We start from the raw sequence: 16,869 nt of genomic DNA, 5'->3' as shown, positions 1-16,869 counted from the left end.
GACTCAGCTATAGGCCGTGAGTTTGCCGTCACGGGTCAATTGCAGCAACAGCCCGCCGGCCGCGATCGGCGGCAGGTCGGCGACTTTTCCGGCCAGTTTCGCGGTGGTCTTGAGGGCGCCCTGGATGGCGTCGACAAAGGCGATCTCGCCGTCGTTGCTGGTCAGCACCAGCATCCCGTCGACCATGACCGGCCCGGCCCATTGCACCGGCCCGGTTTTCTTTTTCATGTTGTGGAACGGGCGCATCTGCAGGGCCCAGCTCACCAGCCCGTCATCGGCATGGATCGCGAACAAGGTTTGCGTATGGTCGAGCACGAAGGCGAAGTCGCCGGCGAGGCAGAAGGCTTGCGTGCCCGAGGCGTTATGCGACCAGACCTTGGCGCCGGAATGCAGATCCACCGCCATCACCGTATTGCCCAGGCTGATGGCGTAAACCACGCCATTGGCGATCACCGGGGCACCGACGATGTCGGAAAAATCGAGCGAACTGGCCTGGCCGAAGGCTGAGGCGTAACTCTGCTCCCAAACGGGGGTGCCGGAATTGGCGTCGAGTGCGGCCAGCGAGCCGGAGGCGAAACCGGCGATGACGATGCCGTCAGAGAAGGCCGGAGCGCCGGTCACCGCGACCGCGGTGCGGCCTGGCGTGCCGATTTCGCCGGTAAAGCGCCAGCCCGGCGTGCCGCTATGGGCATCGAAGGTCAACAGCAGATCGTTCTGGGTGATCAGCGCGACCAGCGAACCCGCGATCATCGGCGCGGTGCGCGCCGGGTAATCCATCGTCTGGCGCCACAGCACCTTGCCGCTGCCGGCATCCATGGCGATCAGCTGGCCATAGCCGGTGCTGACGAACAGCCGGCCGCCATCATAAGCAAGGCCGCCGCCGATATTCTGCTCGGAGGTATGGGGCGGCCGCGTGGCGGCATGCCAGAGGCGGCTGCCATCGGCGGCGGAGAAGGCGGAGACCGTGGCATTGGCGTCCATCGTAAAGACCATGCCCTGGGCCATGACCGGGCTGGCCAGCAGCGGCTGGCGGAAGCCGCCGCCCATGCCGACCGAGGCGGTCCAGTGCACGGAAAGCCCGGTCGGGGCGGCCACGTTGCCCGGCGCATGCGCGGCATTGGCCAGCGGCTGCGGCCAGCTCGCCAGCGCCTGGGCCGGCGGCAGGGTGACGCCGGGGGCATCCGCCGCCGCCGCCAGGCTGCCGGTGTCGGGCAGGACGGGGACTTGCAGTCCGATGATTTTCGGTTTGGAGTCGCTGCAGGAAGCGAGAAGCCCGAGCGAAAGAGTCGTCAGAGCCGTGCGGCGTCGCATCATGTAATCTGTCATCCGTTCAGCTGTGCGAGCAGCCCGTTGGCGCGGTTGCGCACGCCTTCCGGGGTCGCCGGGTCCGTGGCGATCTGCGACAATAAGGCTTGTGCCAGATCGGTGTGGCCTTCATGCAAATAGACCAGCGCCTGGGTCTCCTGCGCTATGCCATGATAGGAGTTGCTGAGCGCCGTCAGCGGCTTGAGCCGCGCCAGCACGTCGGCGTCCGGCGCCGTGCCGAGCGCGTGCTGGGCCCAGAGCAGGTTGGCGAGGTCGCGCAGCAGCGGGTCCGCACTGCCGTCGCGGCCGATGCCGGTCCACAGCGCCTCGGCCTGAGCCGGTTGGCCGGCATCGTTGTAAAGGGCGGCGGCGCGGAATTCCGCGAGAACCTTGTAGCCGTTGGGGGCGGTCGCCGCGAAGGCGAGGAGGGATTGCGCATCCTGCAGGCGCTGCGTGGCGCTGAGATTCGGCCCGGCCTGGTCGATCGGCCCGGTCAACGCCAGGAAGGCGGTCGCGGCCTTGTCGTTCTGCTGGGTCTGATGCCAGCGCCAGGCCTGCTGTGCGCCGACGCCGAGCAGCACCAGCACGAGCAGGACGATCAGCAGCCCGCCGTAACGGCGCGCGAGCGCGATCGCCCGTTCGGTGCGCAGGTCGTCGGAAACCTCGTCAAAAATATCTACCACGTGCCCTGACCCTAAGTTTAGCCCGTACGGTCTTAGCCGGGCCCGGCCCGCTATACAACGAAGGGCCGCAGCCGCGCCATGACCCGGTCAGGCCCGATCAGCGGCAGCAGCGCCGCCATTTCCGGACCCTGTTCTTCGCCGGTCAGCGCCAGGCGCAGCGGGTGGTAGAGCGCCTTGCCCTTGGCGCCGGTGGCGGCGGCAATGGCGCTGGTCCAGGCTTTCCATGTTTCGGCGCCCCAGGGCGCGGGCGGCATCGTGTCGAGGGCGGCGCGCAGGATCGCGGCCTCACCTGCCAGATCGGGGAGCGGGATGTCGCCGGAGACCACCTGCCACCAGCGCCGCGCCTCGTTCAGCAGGTCGAGATTGCCGCGCACCGCCTGCCAGAAGGCTTCCGTCGCGCCGGCCGGCAGGCGCTCCTGCACGGCGGAAAATTCCAGGTGATGCAGGAATTTGCGGTTGAGGGCGAGCAGCTGCTGGGCGTCGAAACGCGGCGGCGAGCGGCCGAAATCGGCGATGTTGAAGGCCTCGATCAACGAAGCCAGCGGCAGGGGGGCGGGGTCCTTGTTGGTGCCCAGCCGCGCCAGATAGGCGGTGATGGCGCCGGGCTCGATCCCGTCCTTGCGCAGCGATTTGAGCGAGATGCTGCCGATCCGCTTGGATAATTTCTCGCCTTCGCCGCCGCTGATCAAAGGCAGGTGGGCAAAGCGTGGAACCGGCGTGGCGGCCCGTTCCGTGAACGGCGCGATCGCCTCGAACAAATCGATCTGCACCGCGGTGTTGGACACATGGTCCTCGCCGCGGATGATATGGGTGATGCCCATATCGAGATCGTCGACCACCGAGGTGAAGGTGTAGAGCGGGGTGCCGTCGGCGCGGATCAGCACCGGGTCGGAGACCGCGCCGAATTTGATGCTGCGGCCGCCGAGCACCAGATCCTGCCAGGCCCCGACGCCCTCCGAGAGCTTGAAACGCCAGTAAGGGCGTTTGCCGTTGGCCTCCGCCGCTTCGCGCTGCGCCGCCGTCATGTTCAGCGCCGCCCGGTCGTAAACCGGCGGCAATTTGCGCCGGATCAGCGCGGCGCGCTTGGCCGCCAGCTCGTCCTCATTCTCGAAACAGGGATAGAGCCGCGCCGTCGCCTTCAACTGCTCGGCGATGGCGTCGTAGCGCGCGAGACGGTCGGATTGCCTGGCCGTTTCGTCCCACGCGATGCCCAGCCAATGCAGGTCGTCATAAATCCCCTGCTCGTATTCCGGGCGGCCGCGCTCGGTGTCCGTGTCGTCCAGGCGCAGAAGCAGGCGTCCGCCCTGGTGGCGGGCGAACAGGAAATTCACCAGCGCGGCGCGGGCGTTGCCGACATGGAGATAGCCGGTGGGGCTGGGGGCGAAACGGACTTTAATCATCCGCGCGGGTTAGACCAAAGAAAGGGAAAGCGCTACTTTTTGTGAACAAAAAGTAGCAAAAAAACTTTATTATGCTGGGTCATGGGCGTTGTCGCCGACACAGCCCATGACCCAGCATAAACAAAAGTTTTTGCGCCGCTTTTTTTAAAAAGCGGCTACTTTCTTCCTTAGCTTAAGTTTCCCCGTTCTTTTTATACGGGCTTTCTTCGGCCAACGCGGCCATGGCCTCGGCCATATCCTGGCGTTCGGCGTTCAAAAACTCCGCCACGGCCCGGCGCAGCCCGGAATGTTTGATCCAGTGCGCGGAATAGGTGGGTTGTGGCAGGTAGCCGCGCTGGATCTTGTGTTCGCCCTGCGCCCCGGCCTCGACCCGCTTCAAACCGTGGGCGATGGCGTAATCAATGGCCTGGTAATAGCAGAGTTCGAAATGCAGGAAGGGCACGTCCTCGGTGCTGCCCCAGTTGCGGCCATACAGCACATCGCGGCTGCGCAGGTTCAGCGCTCCGGCGATCGGTCTGCCATTCCGTTCCGCGATCATCAGCACGATCTTGTCGCCCAGCCGCTCGCCGAGGAGGGGGAAGAATTCCGGGGTGAGGTAGGCGCCGCCCCATTTGCGGTCCACGGTCGACGTATAAAAACTGTAGAAGAAATCCCAGACCTCGCGTGTCAGGTCCGCGCCGGAGAGGGCTGTGAAAGTCAGCCCTTCCTGCGCGTCGCGGCGCTCGCGTTTGATTGCTTTACGCTTGCGTGAGGACAGCGCGCCGAGGAAATCGTCGAAGCTTTGATAATCGTCGTTTTCCCAATGGAATTGTGTGCCGAGCCGTTGCAGCCATCCGGCCTCGCCGAGCGCGTCCCATTCTGCCTTGGCACAGAATGTTACGTGGACCGAGGAGCAGTCGAGTGTTTCGGCCAGTTGTTCGAGCGCCGCCGCCATTGCCCCGGGTGGCAAGCCCGGGCGGCACAGAAGGCGCGGCCCCGGCACCGGCGAGAACGGCACGGCGACCTGGAGCTTGGGGTAATAGGCGCCGCCGGCCCGCTCATAGGCCTGGGCCCAGCCATGATCGAAGACATATTCGCCATAGGAATTCGTCTTTGCATAAGAAGGGGCAATGGCCACGATGGCGCCGCCGGCATCGCGCAAAACCGTGTAACGCGGGTGCCAGCCAGTGCGCCGGCCGACCGAGCCGCTATCTTCCAGCGCCGATAAAAAACCATAGGAGATGAAGGGGTTGTCGCAGCCCGCGCAGCCATCCCATGCGGCTTGCCCGATTTCGGCAATCTTGGGATAGACTTCAAGAGAGAGATGAGGTGTTCCATCCGCCATGGCACACCATATGCGGCGAACCGGCGTTTCGCCAAGATTGATCAATGAGGACGAAGATGGCTGAAGAACAAATTTCTGCTCTGTCCCGCAAGCCGATCCGCCTTGCGGATTATACCAAGCCGGCCTTTGCGGTCGACGAAGTGGCGCTGGATTTCGACCTCGATCCGGCCGCGACCATCGTGCGCGCGACGCTGAAATTGCGCCGCCAGGCGCCGGGGCCGCTGATCCTCGACGGCAAGCGGCTCGAACTGCGCGCCGTTAGGCTGAATGACGAGGCGCTCGGCGACAACCGCTATGAGGTCACGGAAAAATCGCTGACCGTGCATGACGTGCCGGACAGTTTCGTGCTGCAGACCGAGGTGAAAATCAGCCCGGAAACGAACACCGAGCTCTCCGGCCTGTATATGTCCGGCGCCGGCTTCTTTACCCAGTGCGAGCCGGAAGGCTTTCGCAAGATCACGTATTTTCCCGACCGGCCGGATGTGATGGCGCGTTACAAGGTGACGATGCGCGCGGACAAGGCGAAATATCCGGTGCTGCTGTCCAACGGCAACAAAACCGGCGCGGGCGAGGACGGCGGTAAAATCTGGGCCTCGTGGGAAGACCCGCACCCGAAACCTTCTTATCTCTTCGCGCTGGTCGCGGCCGATCTGGTCGCGGTGAAGGATTCCTTCACCACCGCGTCGGGCCGGCATGTCGACCTCGGCATCTGGGTCGCGGCGGGCGATGAGGGGCGCTGCTTCCATGCGATGCATGCGCTGAAGAACGCGATGAAATGGGACGAACAGACATTCGGCCTGGAATATGACCTCGACATCTTCAACATCGCCACGGTCAGCGACTTCAATGCCGGGGCGATGGAGAATAAGGGGCTCAATATCTTCAACACCGCCTATGTTCTGGCCAGCGCCGACACCGCGACCGACGCTGATTTTCAGAATGTCGAGCGGGTCATCGCCCATGAATATTTCCATAACTGGACCGGCGACCGCGTGACCTGCCGTGACTGGTTCCAGCTCTCGCTGAAGGAAGGCCTCACCGTGTTCCGCGACCAGGAATACATGGCCGACCAGTTTTCCGCCGCGGTGAAGCGCATCTCCGATGTCCGCTTGCTGCGCGCCACGCAGTTCCGCGACGATGCCGGGCCGCTCGCGCATCCGGTGCGCCCAGCCAGCTACCTTGAAATCAACAATTTCTACACGACGACGATCTACGAGAAAGGCGCCGAAGTGGTGCGCATGTACCGCACGCTGATCGGCCGTGAGGCGTTCCGCAAGGGGATCGACATCTACATCGCCCGGCACGACAATTCAGCCGCGACCGTCGAGGATTTTTTCGACGCCATGCAGGCGGCGAGCCCGGTTCCGTTGCAGCAGATCATGCGGTGGTATGACCAGGCGGGCACGCCGGAAATCACCTTCGATGAAGCCTATGACGCGGCGGCCAGACGGTTTACCCTCACGCTGCGGCAGCAGACCAAGCCGACGCCGGGGCAGGACGAGAAAGCGCCGTTCCTGATCCCGGTGGCGATGGCGCTGCTGGATGAGAAAGGTGCCGAACAGCACGCTGAAACGTTGCGGCTCACCGCGCCCGAACAAAGCTTCGTTTTCGAAAACATCGCCGCGCGGCCGGTGCCCTCGCTGTTCCGCAATTTCTCTGCGCCGGTGAAACTGAAGGGGCAGGGGCGCGAACGGCTGGCCTTCCTGGCGGCGAAGGACACGGACCCGTTCAACCGGTGGGACGCACTGCAGCAATATGCGACGATCGTTCTGCTCGAGGCGGTGAAGCGGCAGCAGATGGGGCAGGAATTCGCGCTGGATCAGGGGTTGCTTGAAGCCATTGCCGCGACCTTGCGCGATGCCGCGCGTGACCCGGCTTTCGCCGCCGAGGCGCTGCTGCTGCCGGGCGAGAGCCTGCTCGCCGACGCGATGGATGTGGTCGATCCCGACGCCATCCACGATGTGCGCGAGGCGGCCCGCAAGGGGCTTGGCCTGGCGCTGCAAACGGAGTTCGCCGCTGCCTATGCGGCGTTCAGCGAGAACGAGGCGGGGGATGTGTCCGGGCCGGCGATGGCGCGGCGGGCGATGAAAAACACCGCCCTTGGTTATCTCAGCGCCGCCGGCGACAATTTGCGGGCCAGCGCGCAGTTCAAGTCCAGCGCCAACATGACCGACCGCCTTGCGGCCCTCGCCAATTTGGCCGAGGTGGCCGATGAACCGCGCGATGAGGCCTTCGCCGCCTTCTACGCGACGTGGAAAGGCAACGCGCTGGTGTTGGATAAATGGTTCGCCGTCCAGGCCCGTGCCGGCGCGCCGGACACGCTCGCGCGTGTGCAGGCGCTGACCCGGCATGCTGATTTCGACCTGCGCAATCCGAACCGCGTGCGGGCGCTGGTCGGCGCTTTCACCGGCAACCAGGCGAAGTTCCACGCCGCCTCCGGAGCAGGCTACCGCGTATTGACCGATACGATCATTGCGTTGGATACGATCAACCCACAGATTGCGGCGCGTCTCGTCACTGCCATGGGCAGCTGGCGCCGTTACGATGGGGCGCGCCGGGAGCTGATGAAGGCCGAGCTTGAGCGTATCCTTGCCCGCGAGACATTAAGTCACAACACTTACGAGATGGCCTCGAAATCTCTCGCATGAAAGAGTAATGAAGATGATTGAGCTTTCATACTGGACCACGCCGAACGGCCATAAGGTCACGATTTTCCTGGAAGAGGCCGGGCTGCCGTACAAGATCGTCCCGATCAATATTTCCAAGGGTGAGCAATTCGCGCCGGAATTTCTGGCGATCGCGCCGAATAACCGAATCCCGGCGATCGTCGATACCGCCCCCGCCGATGGCGGCGCGCCGATCAGCGTGTTCGAGTCCGGTGCGATTTTGCAATATCTCGCCGAGAAGGAGCAGAAATTCCTTAGCCCCGACCTGCGCGGCCGTTACGACACGCTGCAATGGCTGTATTGGCAGATGGGCGGGCTTGGCCCCATGGCCGGGCAGAACCACCATTTCGTGCAATACGCGCCGGAGCGCATCCCCTATGCCATGGAACGCTATATAAAAGAGACGGGCCGTCTCTATGGCGTGCTGAACAAGCGCCTCGCCGACCGGGAGTTCATCGCCGGCGCCTATTCCATCGCCGACATGGCCTGCTATCCCTGGATCGTGCCCCATGAGCGACAGCAGCAGGACATCAACCAGTTCCCGCATCTGAAGCGTTGGTTCGAGGCCGTCGCCGCACGGCCGGCCGTGCAACGCGCTTATGAACTCGCCAAAAAGGTCAACGAAACCCCGACGGTGACCAAGGACTCGCAGGCGATCTTGTTCGGGCAGGTGGCAAAATGAAACAACGTCTTCTCTACGACCTTACGTGCAAAAACCAGACCGTCCGGTTCAGCCCCTATTGCTGGCGCACGAAACTGGCGCTGGCGCATAAAAATCTCAGTTACGAGGCCGTGCCCTGGCATTTCACGGACAAGGATGTCATCGCCTTCTCCAACCAGGGCAAGGTGCCGGTTCTGGTGGACGGCGAGACCGTGATCTCCGACAGCCAGGAGATCGCCGAATACCTGGAAACCGCCTATCCTAACGAGGCCTCGCTGTTCGGCGACGCCGCCATGCGGGCTTTGATCAATTTTGTGAAAGCCTGGACCGAGGACGTGCTGCACCCCGCCATCGCGCCGCTGGTGGTGGGCGATATCTGGGCGTTAATTCACCCCAAGGACCAGGATTATTTCCGCGAGACGCGGGAGCGTTTCCTGGGGCGTAAGCTCGAGGATTTTGCACCGCAGCGCGAGACCTATCTCGCCGCCTTCAAGAAGGCCCTGGCGCCGCTGCGCAAGACGCTGAAGGGGCAGAGCTTCCTTGCCGGCACGGCGCCCAATTATGCCGACCATATCGTCTTCGGCGCGTTGCAATGGGGGCGGCTTACATCCCAGGCGCCGCTGCTCGACGATGAGCCGGAGATCACCGCCTGGATGGCGGCCGTGCTGGGGACTTACGGGCTGTAAGTAAGAAAGTAGCCGCTTTTTTGAAAAAAAGCGGCGCAAAAAACTTTTGTTATGCTGGGCCCGTGGCGGTGAAACCGCCCGGGACAAACTTACAAAAAGTAGCTTTCTTCTTCTCTTTAATCACGGCGGTACATCACCCGGAGCACGACGAACCAGTTCTCCCGGTTGCCGCTTAATTCGCCCTCGTTATCGGTATGCAGATGTTCGAGGGTCACCGCATCCTCGACATTGCCGCCGACGATGCTGAGCTGGGCCGGCCCGCCGGCGATGACGATGGCGCAGTGGGCGGGAAAAACATGGCGGGTCGGCAGGTCCGCAAATGTGAGGCTGCTGGCCTGGTCGCGGCCCAGGCATACCAGATCGCCCAGGCGCGGCGCGTAGGTGGCGGGGTTTTCCGCGATCAGCAGCGGGTTTTCGATCTCGCCTTTGGCGGCGCGCGCCGCGTAATTGATATAAGTGGCATGGTCCGGCGCGTAGGGAAATTTGAGCCCGGCGCCGGCGATGCGCATGACATAGGAAATGAACGCCGCCGACCAGGCGTAATCGCCGTTGATCGGCACCGGGAAGACCTGACCCTTTCCGTCATGCTCGCCGGTCCAGCGCGCATCCGGCTCGCCGACGTTCATGCCTTCCCACCAATATTCGCCGACGCGCTCCCACAGGCCGGGTTGGCGCTCGCCCATGGTTGCGTCGGTTTGCACATAGCCGGCATCGCCATTGTCATCCACGCGCATGCCCCACAGCCGCCATTCATCGGTGGCGATGGCGACCGCGGCGCTGCGCGAGAAAGGTTCGTAGGGCACGCGGGCGAAAGGCGGGGCGTGCGCGTCCGGCGCCACGCACCCGCTCAAGCCCAGCAGCAGCAGGAGGCTCTTACGCAACGTCCCGGAACATCTCGCGCAAGGCAGGCTCGGTGGCGGCGCACAATCCGCGCTCGGTGATCAGGCCGGAGACAAGCCGCGCCGGCGTTACATCGAAGGCCGGATTTGCCGCCGGGCTGTCTTTCGGCACCACGCGGATCGTGGCGATCGAGCCATCCAGCGCGCGGCCGGTCATGGTGGTCACCTCGGTGGCGGCGCGTTCCTCGATGGGAATATCCGAGAGCCCGTCATTGATCGTCCAGTCGATGGTGGAGGAGGGCAGGGCGACCCAGAACGGCACGCCGTTGTCGCGCGCCGCCAGCGCCTTCAGATAGGTGCCGATCTTGTTGGCGACATCGCCGTTGCGAGCCACGCGATCGGTGCCGACGATCACCAGATCGACGTCGCCGCGCTGCATCATGTGGCCGCCGGCATTGTCGGCGATCACCGTGTGTTTCACGCCATGTTTGCCGAGCTCCCAGGCGGTGAGCGACGCGCCCTGGTTGCGCGGTCTGGTTTCCTCGACCCAGACGTGAATGTCGATGCCGGCATCATGCGCCATATAGATCGGCGCGAGCGCGGTGCCCCAGTCGACGGTGGCGATCCAGCCGGCATTGCAATGAGTCAGAACATTCACCGTCTTTCCCGAAGCGGCGCGCGCTTCGATCAAGGGCAGCCCGTGCCGGCCGATCGCCTGGTTGGTGGCGACATCTTCGTCGCAGATCAGCGCGGCTTCCGCATAGGCGGCGGCGGCGCGCGCCTGGGCGCTAAGCGGCTGCAGTCGGGCGGTCATCCGTGCCAGAGCCCAACGCAAATTGATCGCGGTCGGGCGCGTCGCGCCGAGCACGGTGACCGCTTGCGCCAAGGCGGCATCGGACCCATCGGCGCGCATCGCCAGCGCTACGCCATAGGCGGCGGTGGCGCCGATCAGCGGGGCGCCGCGTACCAGCATCGCCTTGATCGCATGTGCCACGGACTCCATCGTCGTCAGCCGGACGATATCGATCGCCCAAGGCAGCTTGGTCTGATCGATGATGCGGACCGACCAATGGTCGGTTTCATCCACCCAGATCGAACGGAAGGGGGTGCCGTCAATTTTCATTGCAAACAATCCTATAATTTCTGGTGCAGCGCACAGACCAAGGTGAATAGGCGCCGCGCGGTAGCAAAATCAATCACAACTTTGCCTTCCAGCCGCGCCATCATCAGCTCTGCGCCCTCATTATGCAGGCCGCGCCGCCCCATATCGATGGCCTGGATCTTCGCTTCGCGCCCTTCCGCTACGGCACTGGCATAGGATTCCAGCAGCATCTGATAGTCCCTGACCAATGCTTTGAAGGGATGCAGCGCCAGCACCACGGCGATCACCGGGGCGTCCTGCGCGTCGCGGATGTCGAACACCAGCCGCCCTTCCTGCAGGGAGAGGTGCAGGATGCTCTGCAAATGCGGCCGGCTTGAGGGAAAGAATTCGTTCTCAGTTTGCAGATCCATGACAGCCTGCTCGCGGTCGGCCTCCTGCATCGGGGAGATGCGGTGCAACGGTTCGCCTTCGAGCATAACGCGCATCAGCCGTCCCGTCGTTTCATTCATTGGGAACCTCTCGCTTCAGGCCAAGCTTGAGCAGGATGCCGATGATCGCCCCTTTGGCCAGGCGCAAAACGATCATGCAGGCAATGGCGAGCGCCAACAGCAGCATCCCGGCCACGAGGAGGCCCGGCCGGTAAACTCCATTGTAGAAAAGCACGACAAACAGAGCAACGAAATGCAACACCACCAGCATGGCAACGTAAGGCGGCGCGTCGTCCGCCGGCATGTCGCCCAAAGGTGCTGCGCAATGAAGGCAGGTTTCATGAACCTTGAGGTAGCCATTGAAAATTGGCGCCGCGCCGCATTGCGGGCAGCGCCCGCACAAGCCACGCCAGATCGTGATCGGCCAGCTTGGCATGATCCGTTCCGCTTGGGCGACGGCCCGGGGCGGCGGCCAGCGTTCGAACTCCGGATCCTCTACGGGCGGTTTGTTCATGGCCGTATTAGTCACCGCAATCCCGCTCAGTTCAACTGATTTTCTCTCGACCGGGGAGACGTAGCCCGGAGCGGGGTGTTTGGCGTACGCCCGGCGCGCCGCGATCATCGATTTCGTTGCACGTCAGAAACACGGTTTTGCCGTCCATAACGCGATCTCAGACAGCGACGAATCGTTTCGGCGTGATTTTTTTCGCACGTGACAGAAAAAAAATGATAGAATTGACAAGTTTGGTGATGCTTTTTGTTGACAGAGCTGAAAGAGGAGCGGAATAGCGATTCTTGCGTGCGTCGCGCGATTCGCGCCGCAACCGAGTCAACTCTGCATCGGTCAAGAGGCCCCGCACGCGAAAGAGAAGGACGGTCCGCAGACCGTGCGAACAACATCCCGCGTCGGATGCCTATGAACCGATTTTCAACATTTTTAGCGAAGGAGCAAACCCTCGTGACCGCAGACGATACCAGCAAAATGACCGCGCAGCCGCTCGCGGTTCGGGCGACGGTGAAGAAGACCGCCGCGAAGAAACCGGCGGCGAAGAAGCCGGCGGCGAAGAAGGCCGCTGTGAAGAAACCGGCTGTTAAGAAAGCTGCCGTGAAGAAGCCCGCCGCGAAGAAAGCCGCGCCGAAGAAGACCGCCGCCGTGAAGAAGACGGCGACGGTGAAGAAGACCGCGACCGCGAAGAAAGCCGCGACCGTGAAGAAGACCGCCACCGCCGCGAAGAAGACCGCGACCGCCAAGAAGGTGGCTGCCGCGAAGAAGCCGGCGGTGAAGAAGACCGCTGCCGCCGCGAAGAAGACGGCCACCGCGAAGAAGGCGGCGACCGTGAAGAAAGCGGCGGTCAAGAAGACCGCTGCCGCCGCGAAGAAGACGGCCACCGCGAAGAAAGCGGCGACCGTGAAGAAGGTCGCGGCCGTGAAGAAGACGGCAGCCGCCAAGAAGGTCACCGCGGCGCGGAAGCCGGCAGTCAAGAAGACCGCCGCCGCCGCGAAAAAGACGACCTCCGTGAAGAAGACCGCCATGGCGAAGAAGCCGGTCGCCAAGAAGGCGGTGGCCAAGAAAGCGGCCGCGCCGAAGAAGGCCGTTGCCGCCCGCAAGCCGGCCGCCAAGCCCGCCGCGAAGAAGGCTGTCGCGCGCAAGCCGCGCGTGGTGAAGATGCCCGAGCCGATCGCCCCGAACATGGAGTCGTCGGAATCGACGGTGATCACCGCCGGCGAGCCGACCATCAACTAAGCCGCTCCGGCTTTCGCGCCAGTGAAGAATGCAGGGGCGTGCCCCTGCATTCTTTGTTTTAAGGGGGGATTTAAGTCGCGGGTCGGGGCGCGGTTTGCGCCATCCAGTCCTCGAGCAGCCGCCGCGCGATCGAATCCGGCCGCGGCAGGTTGAAACCAAGTTCGCGATGGTTCTCGATCTCCGCGCGGGTAAACCAGCGCGCGTCCCGCATCTCCGCCTCTTCGAGCACGATCTCTTCGCTCAGCGCCTCGGCATGGTAACCGAGCATCAGGGACGCGGGGAACGGCCAGGGCTGGCTGGAATGATACGCGACCGCGCCAACCCGCACGCCGACTTCTTCGAACACTTCGCGCCGCACGGAATCCTCCAGGCTTTCGCCCGGCTCCACGAAGCCGGCAAGAGTCGAATACATGTTCCGTTCGATCGGGAATTTATGCGACTGGCCGAGTAAGGCGCGTTCGCCCTTGGTGACCAGCATGATCACCGCCGGGTCGCTGCGCGGAAAATGTTCGGTGTCCTCGGCGGTGCATTTCAGCACATAGCCGCCCCGCACGGGCACGGTCGGCGCGCCGCACCGGGCGCAGAATTTTGTCTGGGCGCGCCAATGCAGCATGGCGCGCGCGGTCGCCAGAATGGTCGCGTCGTCGGCGGGCAGCAGGGTTGTTAGGCTGCGCATGTCGGTGAAAGCGCCGCTCGTTCCCCCGTGCAGGGCATGGGGATCTTCCAGCGCCGACAGATCCGCGGCGAAAACCGGAATCTGGTCCTGCAAGCCGAGAAACACCCAGGGGGCGTCGGCATCGGGGCGGGAGGTCAGCGCCGCTTTCGGCGTCTCGCCGGTTTCGATCAGCGCATTGCCGCGCCAGAACAAGACAAATCGGCTGCGCGGATCCTGCAACGCGGATTGCACCCAGCCTTCGTCGCTGCGCCGGTGCGCGGCGCGGTCGAGCGTACCTCCGGTATAGGCGTTGGGCTGGCGGGGGGTGATTCGTTGCATCGGCGGCCAAACTGGCAGGAGCTATGACTCGATGCAACCTTGCGGGATTGCGCGGAACAGGGGATAATCACTTCGGGAGGTCGGCATCGGACATGCGCCTCGCCAACCCGGTCAGGGCCGGAAGGCAGCAGCCGCAACGAGTTTCCGTATGGGTCGTTGTTCGGCCTCCCACCCCAAAGCAAAGGTTTTTGAGCCGCGCATGGCTGGTTTGTTTGCAGATGAATCGGCGCCGCCGGCTGATGGGGCTTCATTGTTCGGCGATGAACAGGAAGCGCCGAAGGCTGCCGCCTATCGCGTGCTTGCCCGCAAATACCGCCCGCAGACTTTTGCCGACCTGATCGGCCAGGAGGCGCTGGTGCGCACCCTGCGCAACGCCTTCGCGATGAACCGCATCGCTCATGCCTTCATGCTCACCGGCGTGCGCGGCGTCGGCAAGACCACCACCGCCCGCATTCTCGCCCGCGCGCTCAATTGCACCGGGCCGGACGGGCAGGGCGGCCCCACCCCGGACCCGTGCGGCGTGTGCGAGAACTGCATCGCCATCCTCGCCGACCGGCACCCCGATGTGGTGGAGATGGACGCCGCCTCCAACACCGGCGTCGAGGATGTGCGCGAGATCATCGAGGCGACACGCTTTCGTCCGCTCTCGGCGCGGACGAAGATTTTCATCATCGACGAAGTCCACATGCTCTCGCGCAACGCCTTCAATGCGCTGCTGAAGACGTTGGAGGAGCCGCCGCCGCATATCAAATTCGTGCTGGCGACGACCGAAATCCGCAAAGTGCCCGTCACCGTGTTGTCGCGCTGCCAGCGTTTCGATCTGCGCCGCGTCGCCGTCGCTGAGCTCGCCGCGCATTTCACCCGCATCGCGCAGCGCGAGCAGGTCGCCATCGCCGCCGGCGCGATCGAGCTCGTCGCCCGTGCCGCCGACGGCTCGGTGCGCGACGGCCTCTCGCTCCTCGACCAGGCGATTGCCCGCGGCACTGAAGACAACAGCGAAATCTCTGCCGACATGGTCGCGGACATGCTGGGCCTCGCCGACCGTTCTTATGTGTTCGACCTGATGGAAGCGGTGGTGGCGGGCGATGCCGCCAAGGCGCTCGCGATCGCCGATGCCGCTTATGAGCGCGGCGCCGATCTCGGCGTGCTGCTGGGCGACCTGCTGGGCCTTGCGCATCTGCTGACGCGCATGAAATCAGTGCCGGCGCTCAGCACCGGCACCAGCCTGCCGGAAGCCGAGCGCACACGCGGCGCGGCGCTCGCCGGCATGCTGAGCATCCCCTTCCTCGGCCGGCTCTGGCAGATGCTGCTGAAGGGCGTGCAGGAGGTCGAGGCCGCGCCCGACCGCCGTGCCGCGGCGGAAATGATTCTGATCCGCCTCTGCCATGTGGCCGACATGCCCCCGCCCGGCGAACTGCTCCGCCGCATTACCGAAGGGGGCAGCGTTGGCTCTGCGTCGGTCCCGATGCCGCCCGGTGGCGGCGGTGGCGCGCGCGCGGTGGCGAATGGCAATGGCACCATGATGACGGTCGCCGCACCGCGCGCCATCACCTTCAACGATGTCGTGGCGCTGGCTTCGGCCAAACGGGATGTGATGCTCTACGCGCATCTGCGCCAGTCGGTGCATCTGGTGCGCTTCGCGCCGCCGGTGATCGAGATGCGGCTGGAGCCGAACGCGCCGCGCGACCTCGCGCAGAAACTCGTGGCGCTGCTCGAGGCGGAGACCAATCGGCGCTGGACCATCGCGTTGTCCAACGCGCAAGGCGAGCCGACCCTCGACCAGGCGGAAGGTGCGGCCGCGGACGCCGCGCTGCAATCGGCCATCGCCCATCCGCTGGTGCAGGCGATACTGGAGGCTTTCCCCGGCGCGAAAATTGAGGCACAGGCCCCGCCGGTCGAAGACGAGCCGGAATTGCCGGCAGATTGGGCGGCTTTGACGCCGCCGGACGAACTCTATGAAGGAGAGGATGAATGAAGAATATCGCCGGGCTGATGAAGCAGGCCCAACAGATGCAGCAGAAAATGGCGGAGATGCAGGCCAAGCTGGACGCTGCGGAGATTGTGGGCGTGTCCGGCGCCGGGCTCGTGCAGATCACGCTGAACGGTAAGGGCGTGATGAAGCGGATCAAGGTCGATCCCAAGCTCGCCGACCCCGCGGAAATCGACATGCTGGAGGATCTGATCCTGGCCGCGCATACCGATGCCAAGGAAAAGATCGACCAGATGGCGGAAGCCGAAATGAAGAACGCCACGGGCGGCATGAACCTGCCGGCGGGGCTGAAGCTGCCGTTCTAAATGGGTGGGCCCGAACTCGAGCGGCTGATCGCTCTGTTCGGCAAGCTGCCGGGGCTGGGGCCCCGCAGCGCCCGGCGGATCGTGCTCAAATTGCTGCGCGAGCGCGAGACGCGGCTGCTGCCTTTGGCCGACGCGCTGCGCGACGCCGCCGCGACGGTGCGCACCTGTACGGTCTGCGGCAATCTCGACACGTCCGATCCCTGCACGATCTGCGCGACGCCCGATCGCGAAGCGAAAATCTGCGTGGTCGAAAGCGTGGCCGATTTGTGGGCGCTGGAACGCGCGCTGATTTATCGCGGCACCTATCATGTGCTGGGCGGTTCGCTCTCGGCTCTGGCAGGGCGCCGACCGGAAGATCTGACCATCGAGCCGCTGCTGGCGCGGCTGCGCGCCGCCCCGCCCACGGAAGTGATTCTCGCCTTGCCCGCCACCGTGGAGGGGGCGGCCACCGGCCATTATCTGGTGGAAAAACTCAAGCCGCTCGGCATTCCGGTGTCGCGCCTGGCCCAGGGCGTGCCGATGGGCGGCGCGCTGGAAGTGTTGGACGAAGGCACGCTCGCCACGGCATTGAGCGCTCGGCGGTCGGCTTAGGAAAGGGAAAACGAGAAAGAAAGAGGCCGCTTTTTAAAAAAAGCGGCGCAAAAATTTTTATTATGCTGGGTCATGGGCGATGTCGCCGACATCGCCCATGACCCAGCATAATAAAGTTTTTTTGCTACTTTTTGTTCACAAAAAGTAGCGC

The 16,869-nt window shown here is 64.1% G+C and carries 16 protein-coding genes and 1 other RNA gene; 8 read left to right on the top strand and 9 right to left on the bottom strand.

Annotated features, from left to right (window positions below):
• Positions 1 to 3 precede the first annotated feature (3 nt).
• The 4 genes from VNC39_RS00510 to VNC39_RS00495 form a co-directional block, all read right to left on the bottom strand.
• Positions 4 to 1,314, bottom strand: coding sequence for a PQQ-binding-like beta-propeller repeat protein (locus VNC39_RS00510; protein ID WP_325395099.1), 1,311 nt, complete (start codon positions 1,312 to 1,314; stop codon positions 4 to 6).
• An 8-nt stretch (positions 1,315 to 1,322) separates the two neighbouring features.
• Complete coding sequence (locus VNC39_RS00505; RefSeq protein WP_325395097.1) at positions 1,323 to 1,988, bottom strand: tetratricopeptide repeat protein; 666 nt, start codon at positions 1,986 to 1,988, stop codon at positions 1,323 to 1,325.
• Positions 1,989 to 2,038: 50 nt separating this feature from the next.
• Positions 2,039 to 3,388: a glutamate--tRNA ligase gene (gene gltX, locus VNC39_RS00500; protein ID WP_325395095.1), complete on the bottom strand. Its 1,350-nt coding sequence runs from the start codon at positions 3,386 to 3,388 to the stop codon at positions 2,039 to 2,041.
• A 172-nt stretch (positions 3,389 to 3,560) separates the two neighbouring features.
• Positions 3,561 to 4,712: a GNAT family N-acetyltransferase gene (locus VNC39_RS00495; protein ID WP_325395093.1), complete on the bottom strand. Its 1,152-nt coding sequence runs from the start codon at positions 4,710 to 4,712 to the stop codon at positions 3,561 to 3,563.
• Positions 4,713 to 4,768: 56 nt separating this feature from the next.
• Here VNC39_RS00495 and pepN point away from each other — a divergent pair, with 56 nt between their 5' ends.
• From pepN to VNC39_RS00480, 3 genes are read left to right on the top strand one after another with little or no spacing between them, the layout of a single operon-like run.
• Positions 4,769 to 7,360 carry an aminopeptidase N gene (gene pepN, locus VNC39_RS00490; protein WP_325395091.1) on the top strand — a complete coding sequence of 864 codons (2,592 nt, stop codon included), beginning with the start codon at positions 4,769 to 4,771 and terminating at the stop codon, positions 7,358 to 7,360.
• 13 nt (positions 7,361 to 7,373) lie between these two features.
• Entirely contained in the window at positions 7,374 to 8,060 is a 687-nt protein-coding gene (locus tag VNC39_RS00485; protein WP_325395089.1) for a glutathione S-transferase N-terminal domain-containing protein, read from the top strand.
• Positions 8,057 to 8,725, top strand: a complete 669-nt coding sequence (locus VNC39_RS00480) for a glutathione S-transferase N-terminal domain-containing protein (protein WP_325395087.1) — start codon at positions 8,057 to 8,059, stop codon at positions 8,723 to 8,725. Before VNC39_RS00485 ends, VNC39_RS00480 begins: the two co-directional genes overlap by 4 nt.
• Before the next feature lie 116 nt (positions 8,726 to 8,841).
• Here VNC39_RS00480 and VNC39_RS00475 read toward each other — a convergent pair whose 3' ends face one another.
• From VNC39_RS00475 to VNC39_RS00460, 4 genes are read right to left on the bottom strand one after another with little or no spacing between them, the layout of a single operon-like run.
• On the bottom strand, positions 8,842 to 9,606 hold the full coding sequence (locus VNC39_RS00475) for a DUF2272 domain-containing protein (protein WP_325395085.1): 765 nt from the start codon (positions 9,604 to 9,606) through the stop codon (positions 8,842 to 8,844).
• A complete protein-coding gene (gene mtnA / locus VNC39_RS00470; RefSeq protein WP_325395083.1) occupies positions 9,599 to 10,687 on the bottom strand; it encodes an S-methyl-5-thioribose-1-phosphate isomerase in 1,089 nt (362 codons plus the stop codon). Before mtnA ends, VNC39_RS00475 begins: the two co-directional genes overlap by 8 nt.
• A gap of 11 nt (positions 10,688 to 10,698) precedes the next feature.
• The gene (locus VNC39_RS00465) at positions 10,699 to 11,175 is read right to left on the bottom strand and encodes a UPF0262 family protein (protein ID WP_325395081.1); all 477 of its coding nucleotides are present in this window, start codon (positions 11,173 to 11,175) and stop codon (positions 10,699 to 10,701) included.
• Entirely contained in the window at positions 11,168 to 11,716 is a 549-nt protein-coding gene (locus VNC39_RS00460) for a DUF983 domain-containing protein (RefSeq protein WP_325395078.1), read from the bottom strand. Before VNC39_RS00460 ends, VNC39_RS00465 begins: the two co-directional genes overlap by 8 nt.
• A 336-nt stretch (positions 11,717 to 12,052) precedes the next feature.
• On the opposite strand from VNC39_RS00460, the gene VNC39_RS00455 reads away from it, so the two are divergent.
• Positions 12,053 to 12,838 carry a hypothetical protein gene (locus VNC39_RS00455; RefSeq protein WP_325395076.1) on the top strand — a complete coding sequence of 262 codons (786 nt, stop codon included), beginning with the start codon at positions 12,053 to 12,055 and terminating at the stop codon, positions 12,836 to 12,838.
• A gap of 70 nt (positions 12,839 to 12,908) precedes the next feature.
• On the opposite strand, the gene nudC is transcribed toward VNC39_RS00455, so the two are convergent.
• On the bottom strand, positions 12,909 to 13,832 hold the full coding sequence (gene nudC / locus VNC39_RS00450) for an NAD(+) diphosphatase (protein ID WP_325395074.1): 924 nt from the start codon (positions 13,830 to 13,832) through the stop codon (positions 12,909 to 12,911).
• 74 nt (positions 13,833 to 13,906) lie between these two features.
• On the opposite strand from nudC, the gene ffs reads away from it, so the two are divergent.
• The 4 genes from ffs to recR all read left to right on the top strand — a co-directional run bounded on the left by ffs (position 13,907) and on the right by recR (position 16,718).
• Positions 13,907 to 14,005: signal recognition particle sRNA small type (gene ffs, locus VNC39_RS00445), an RNA gene on the top strand.
• 26 nt (positions 14,006 to 14,031) lie between these two features.
• Positions 14,032 to 15,807, top strand: coding sequence for a DNA polymerase III subunit gamma/tau (locus VNC39_RS00440; RefSeq protein ID WP_325395072.1), 1,776 nt, complete (start codon positions 14,032 to 14,034; stop codon positions 15,805 to 15,807).
• Positions 15,804 to 16,127, top strand: coding sequence for a YbaB/EbfC family nucleoid-associated protein (locus VNC39_RS00435; RefSeq protein WP_325395070.1), 324 nt, complete (start codon positions 15,804 to 15,806; stop codon positions 16,125 to 16,127). The genes VNC39_RS00440 and VNC39_RS00435 overlap by 4 nt, the downstream gene beginning before the upstream one ends.
• Entirely contained in the window at positions 16,128 to 16,718 is a 591-nt protein-coding gene (gene recR, locus VNC39_RS00430) for a recombination mediator RecR (RefSeq protein WP_325395068.1), read from the top strand.
• Positions 16,719 to 16,869: the final 151 nt, after the last annotated feature.

The organism is Acidocella sp., assembly GCF_035535915.1.
In the GTDB taxonomy this organism is placed as follows: Bacteria; Pseudomonadota; Alphaproteobacteria; order Acetobacterales; family Acetobacteraceae; genus Acidocella.
Note: the sequence above shows the minus strand (reverse complement) of the source record. Positions and strands in the feature narration are given on the sequence as shown.

Coding starts and splice junctions, on each gene's coding strand:
- VNC39_RS00460 (WP_325395078.1), bottom strand. CDS start 11,716: ATGATCGCGGCGCGCCGGGCGTACGCCAAACACCCCGCTCCGGGCTAC.
- VNC39_RS00495 (WP_325395093.1), bottom strand. CDS start 4,712: ATGGCGGATGGAACACCTCATCTCTCTCTTGAAGTCTATCCCAAGATT.
- VNC39_RS00435 (WP_325395070.1), top strand. CDS start 15,804: ATGAAGAATATCGCCGGGCTGATGAAGCAGGCCCAACAGATGCAGCAG.
- VNC39_RS00480 (WP_325395087.1), top strand. CDS start 8,057: ATGAAACAACGTCTTCTCTACGACCTTACGTGCAAAAACCAGACCGTC.
- VNC39_RS00465 (WP_325395081.1), bottom strand. CDS start 11,175: ATGAATGAAACGACGGGACGGCTGATGCGCGTTATGCTCGAAGGCGAA.
- mtnA (WP_325395083.1), bottom strand. CDS start 10,687: ATGAAAATTGACGGCACCCCCTTCCGTTCGATCTGGGTGGATGAAACC.
- pepN (WP_325395091.1), top strand. CDS start 4,769: ATGGCTGAAGAACAAATTTCTGCTCTGTCCCGCAAGCCGATCCGCCTT.
- VNC39_RS00510 (WP_325395099.1), bottom strand. CDS start 1,314: ATGATGCGACGCCGCACGGCTCTGACGACTCTTTCGCTCGGGCTTCTC.
- gltX (WP_325395095.1), bottom strand. CDS start 3,388: ATGATTAAAGTCCGTTTCGCCCCCAGCCCCACCGGCTATCTCCATGTC.
- VNC39_RS00485 (WP_325395089.1), top strand. CDS start 7,374: ATGATTGAGCTTTCATACTGGACCACGCCGAACGGCCATAAGGTCACG.
- nudC (WP_325395074.1), bottom strand. CDS start 13,832: ATGCAACGAATCACCCCCCGCCAGCCCAACGCCTATACCGGAGGTACG.
- VNC39_RS00440 (WP_325395072.1), top strand. CDS start 14,032: ATGGCTGGTTTGTTTGCAGATGAATCGGCGCCGCCGGCTGATGGGGCT.
- recR (WP_325395068.1), top strand. CDS start 16,128: ATGGGTGGGCCCGAACTCGAGCGGCTGATCGCTCTGTTCGGCAAGCTG.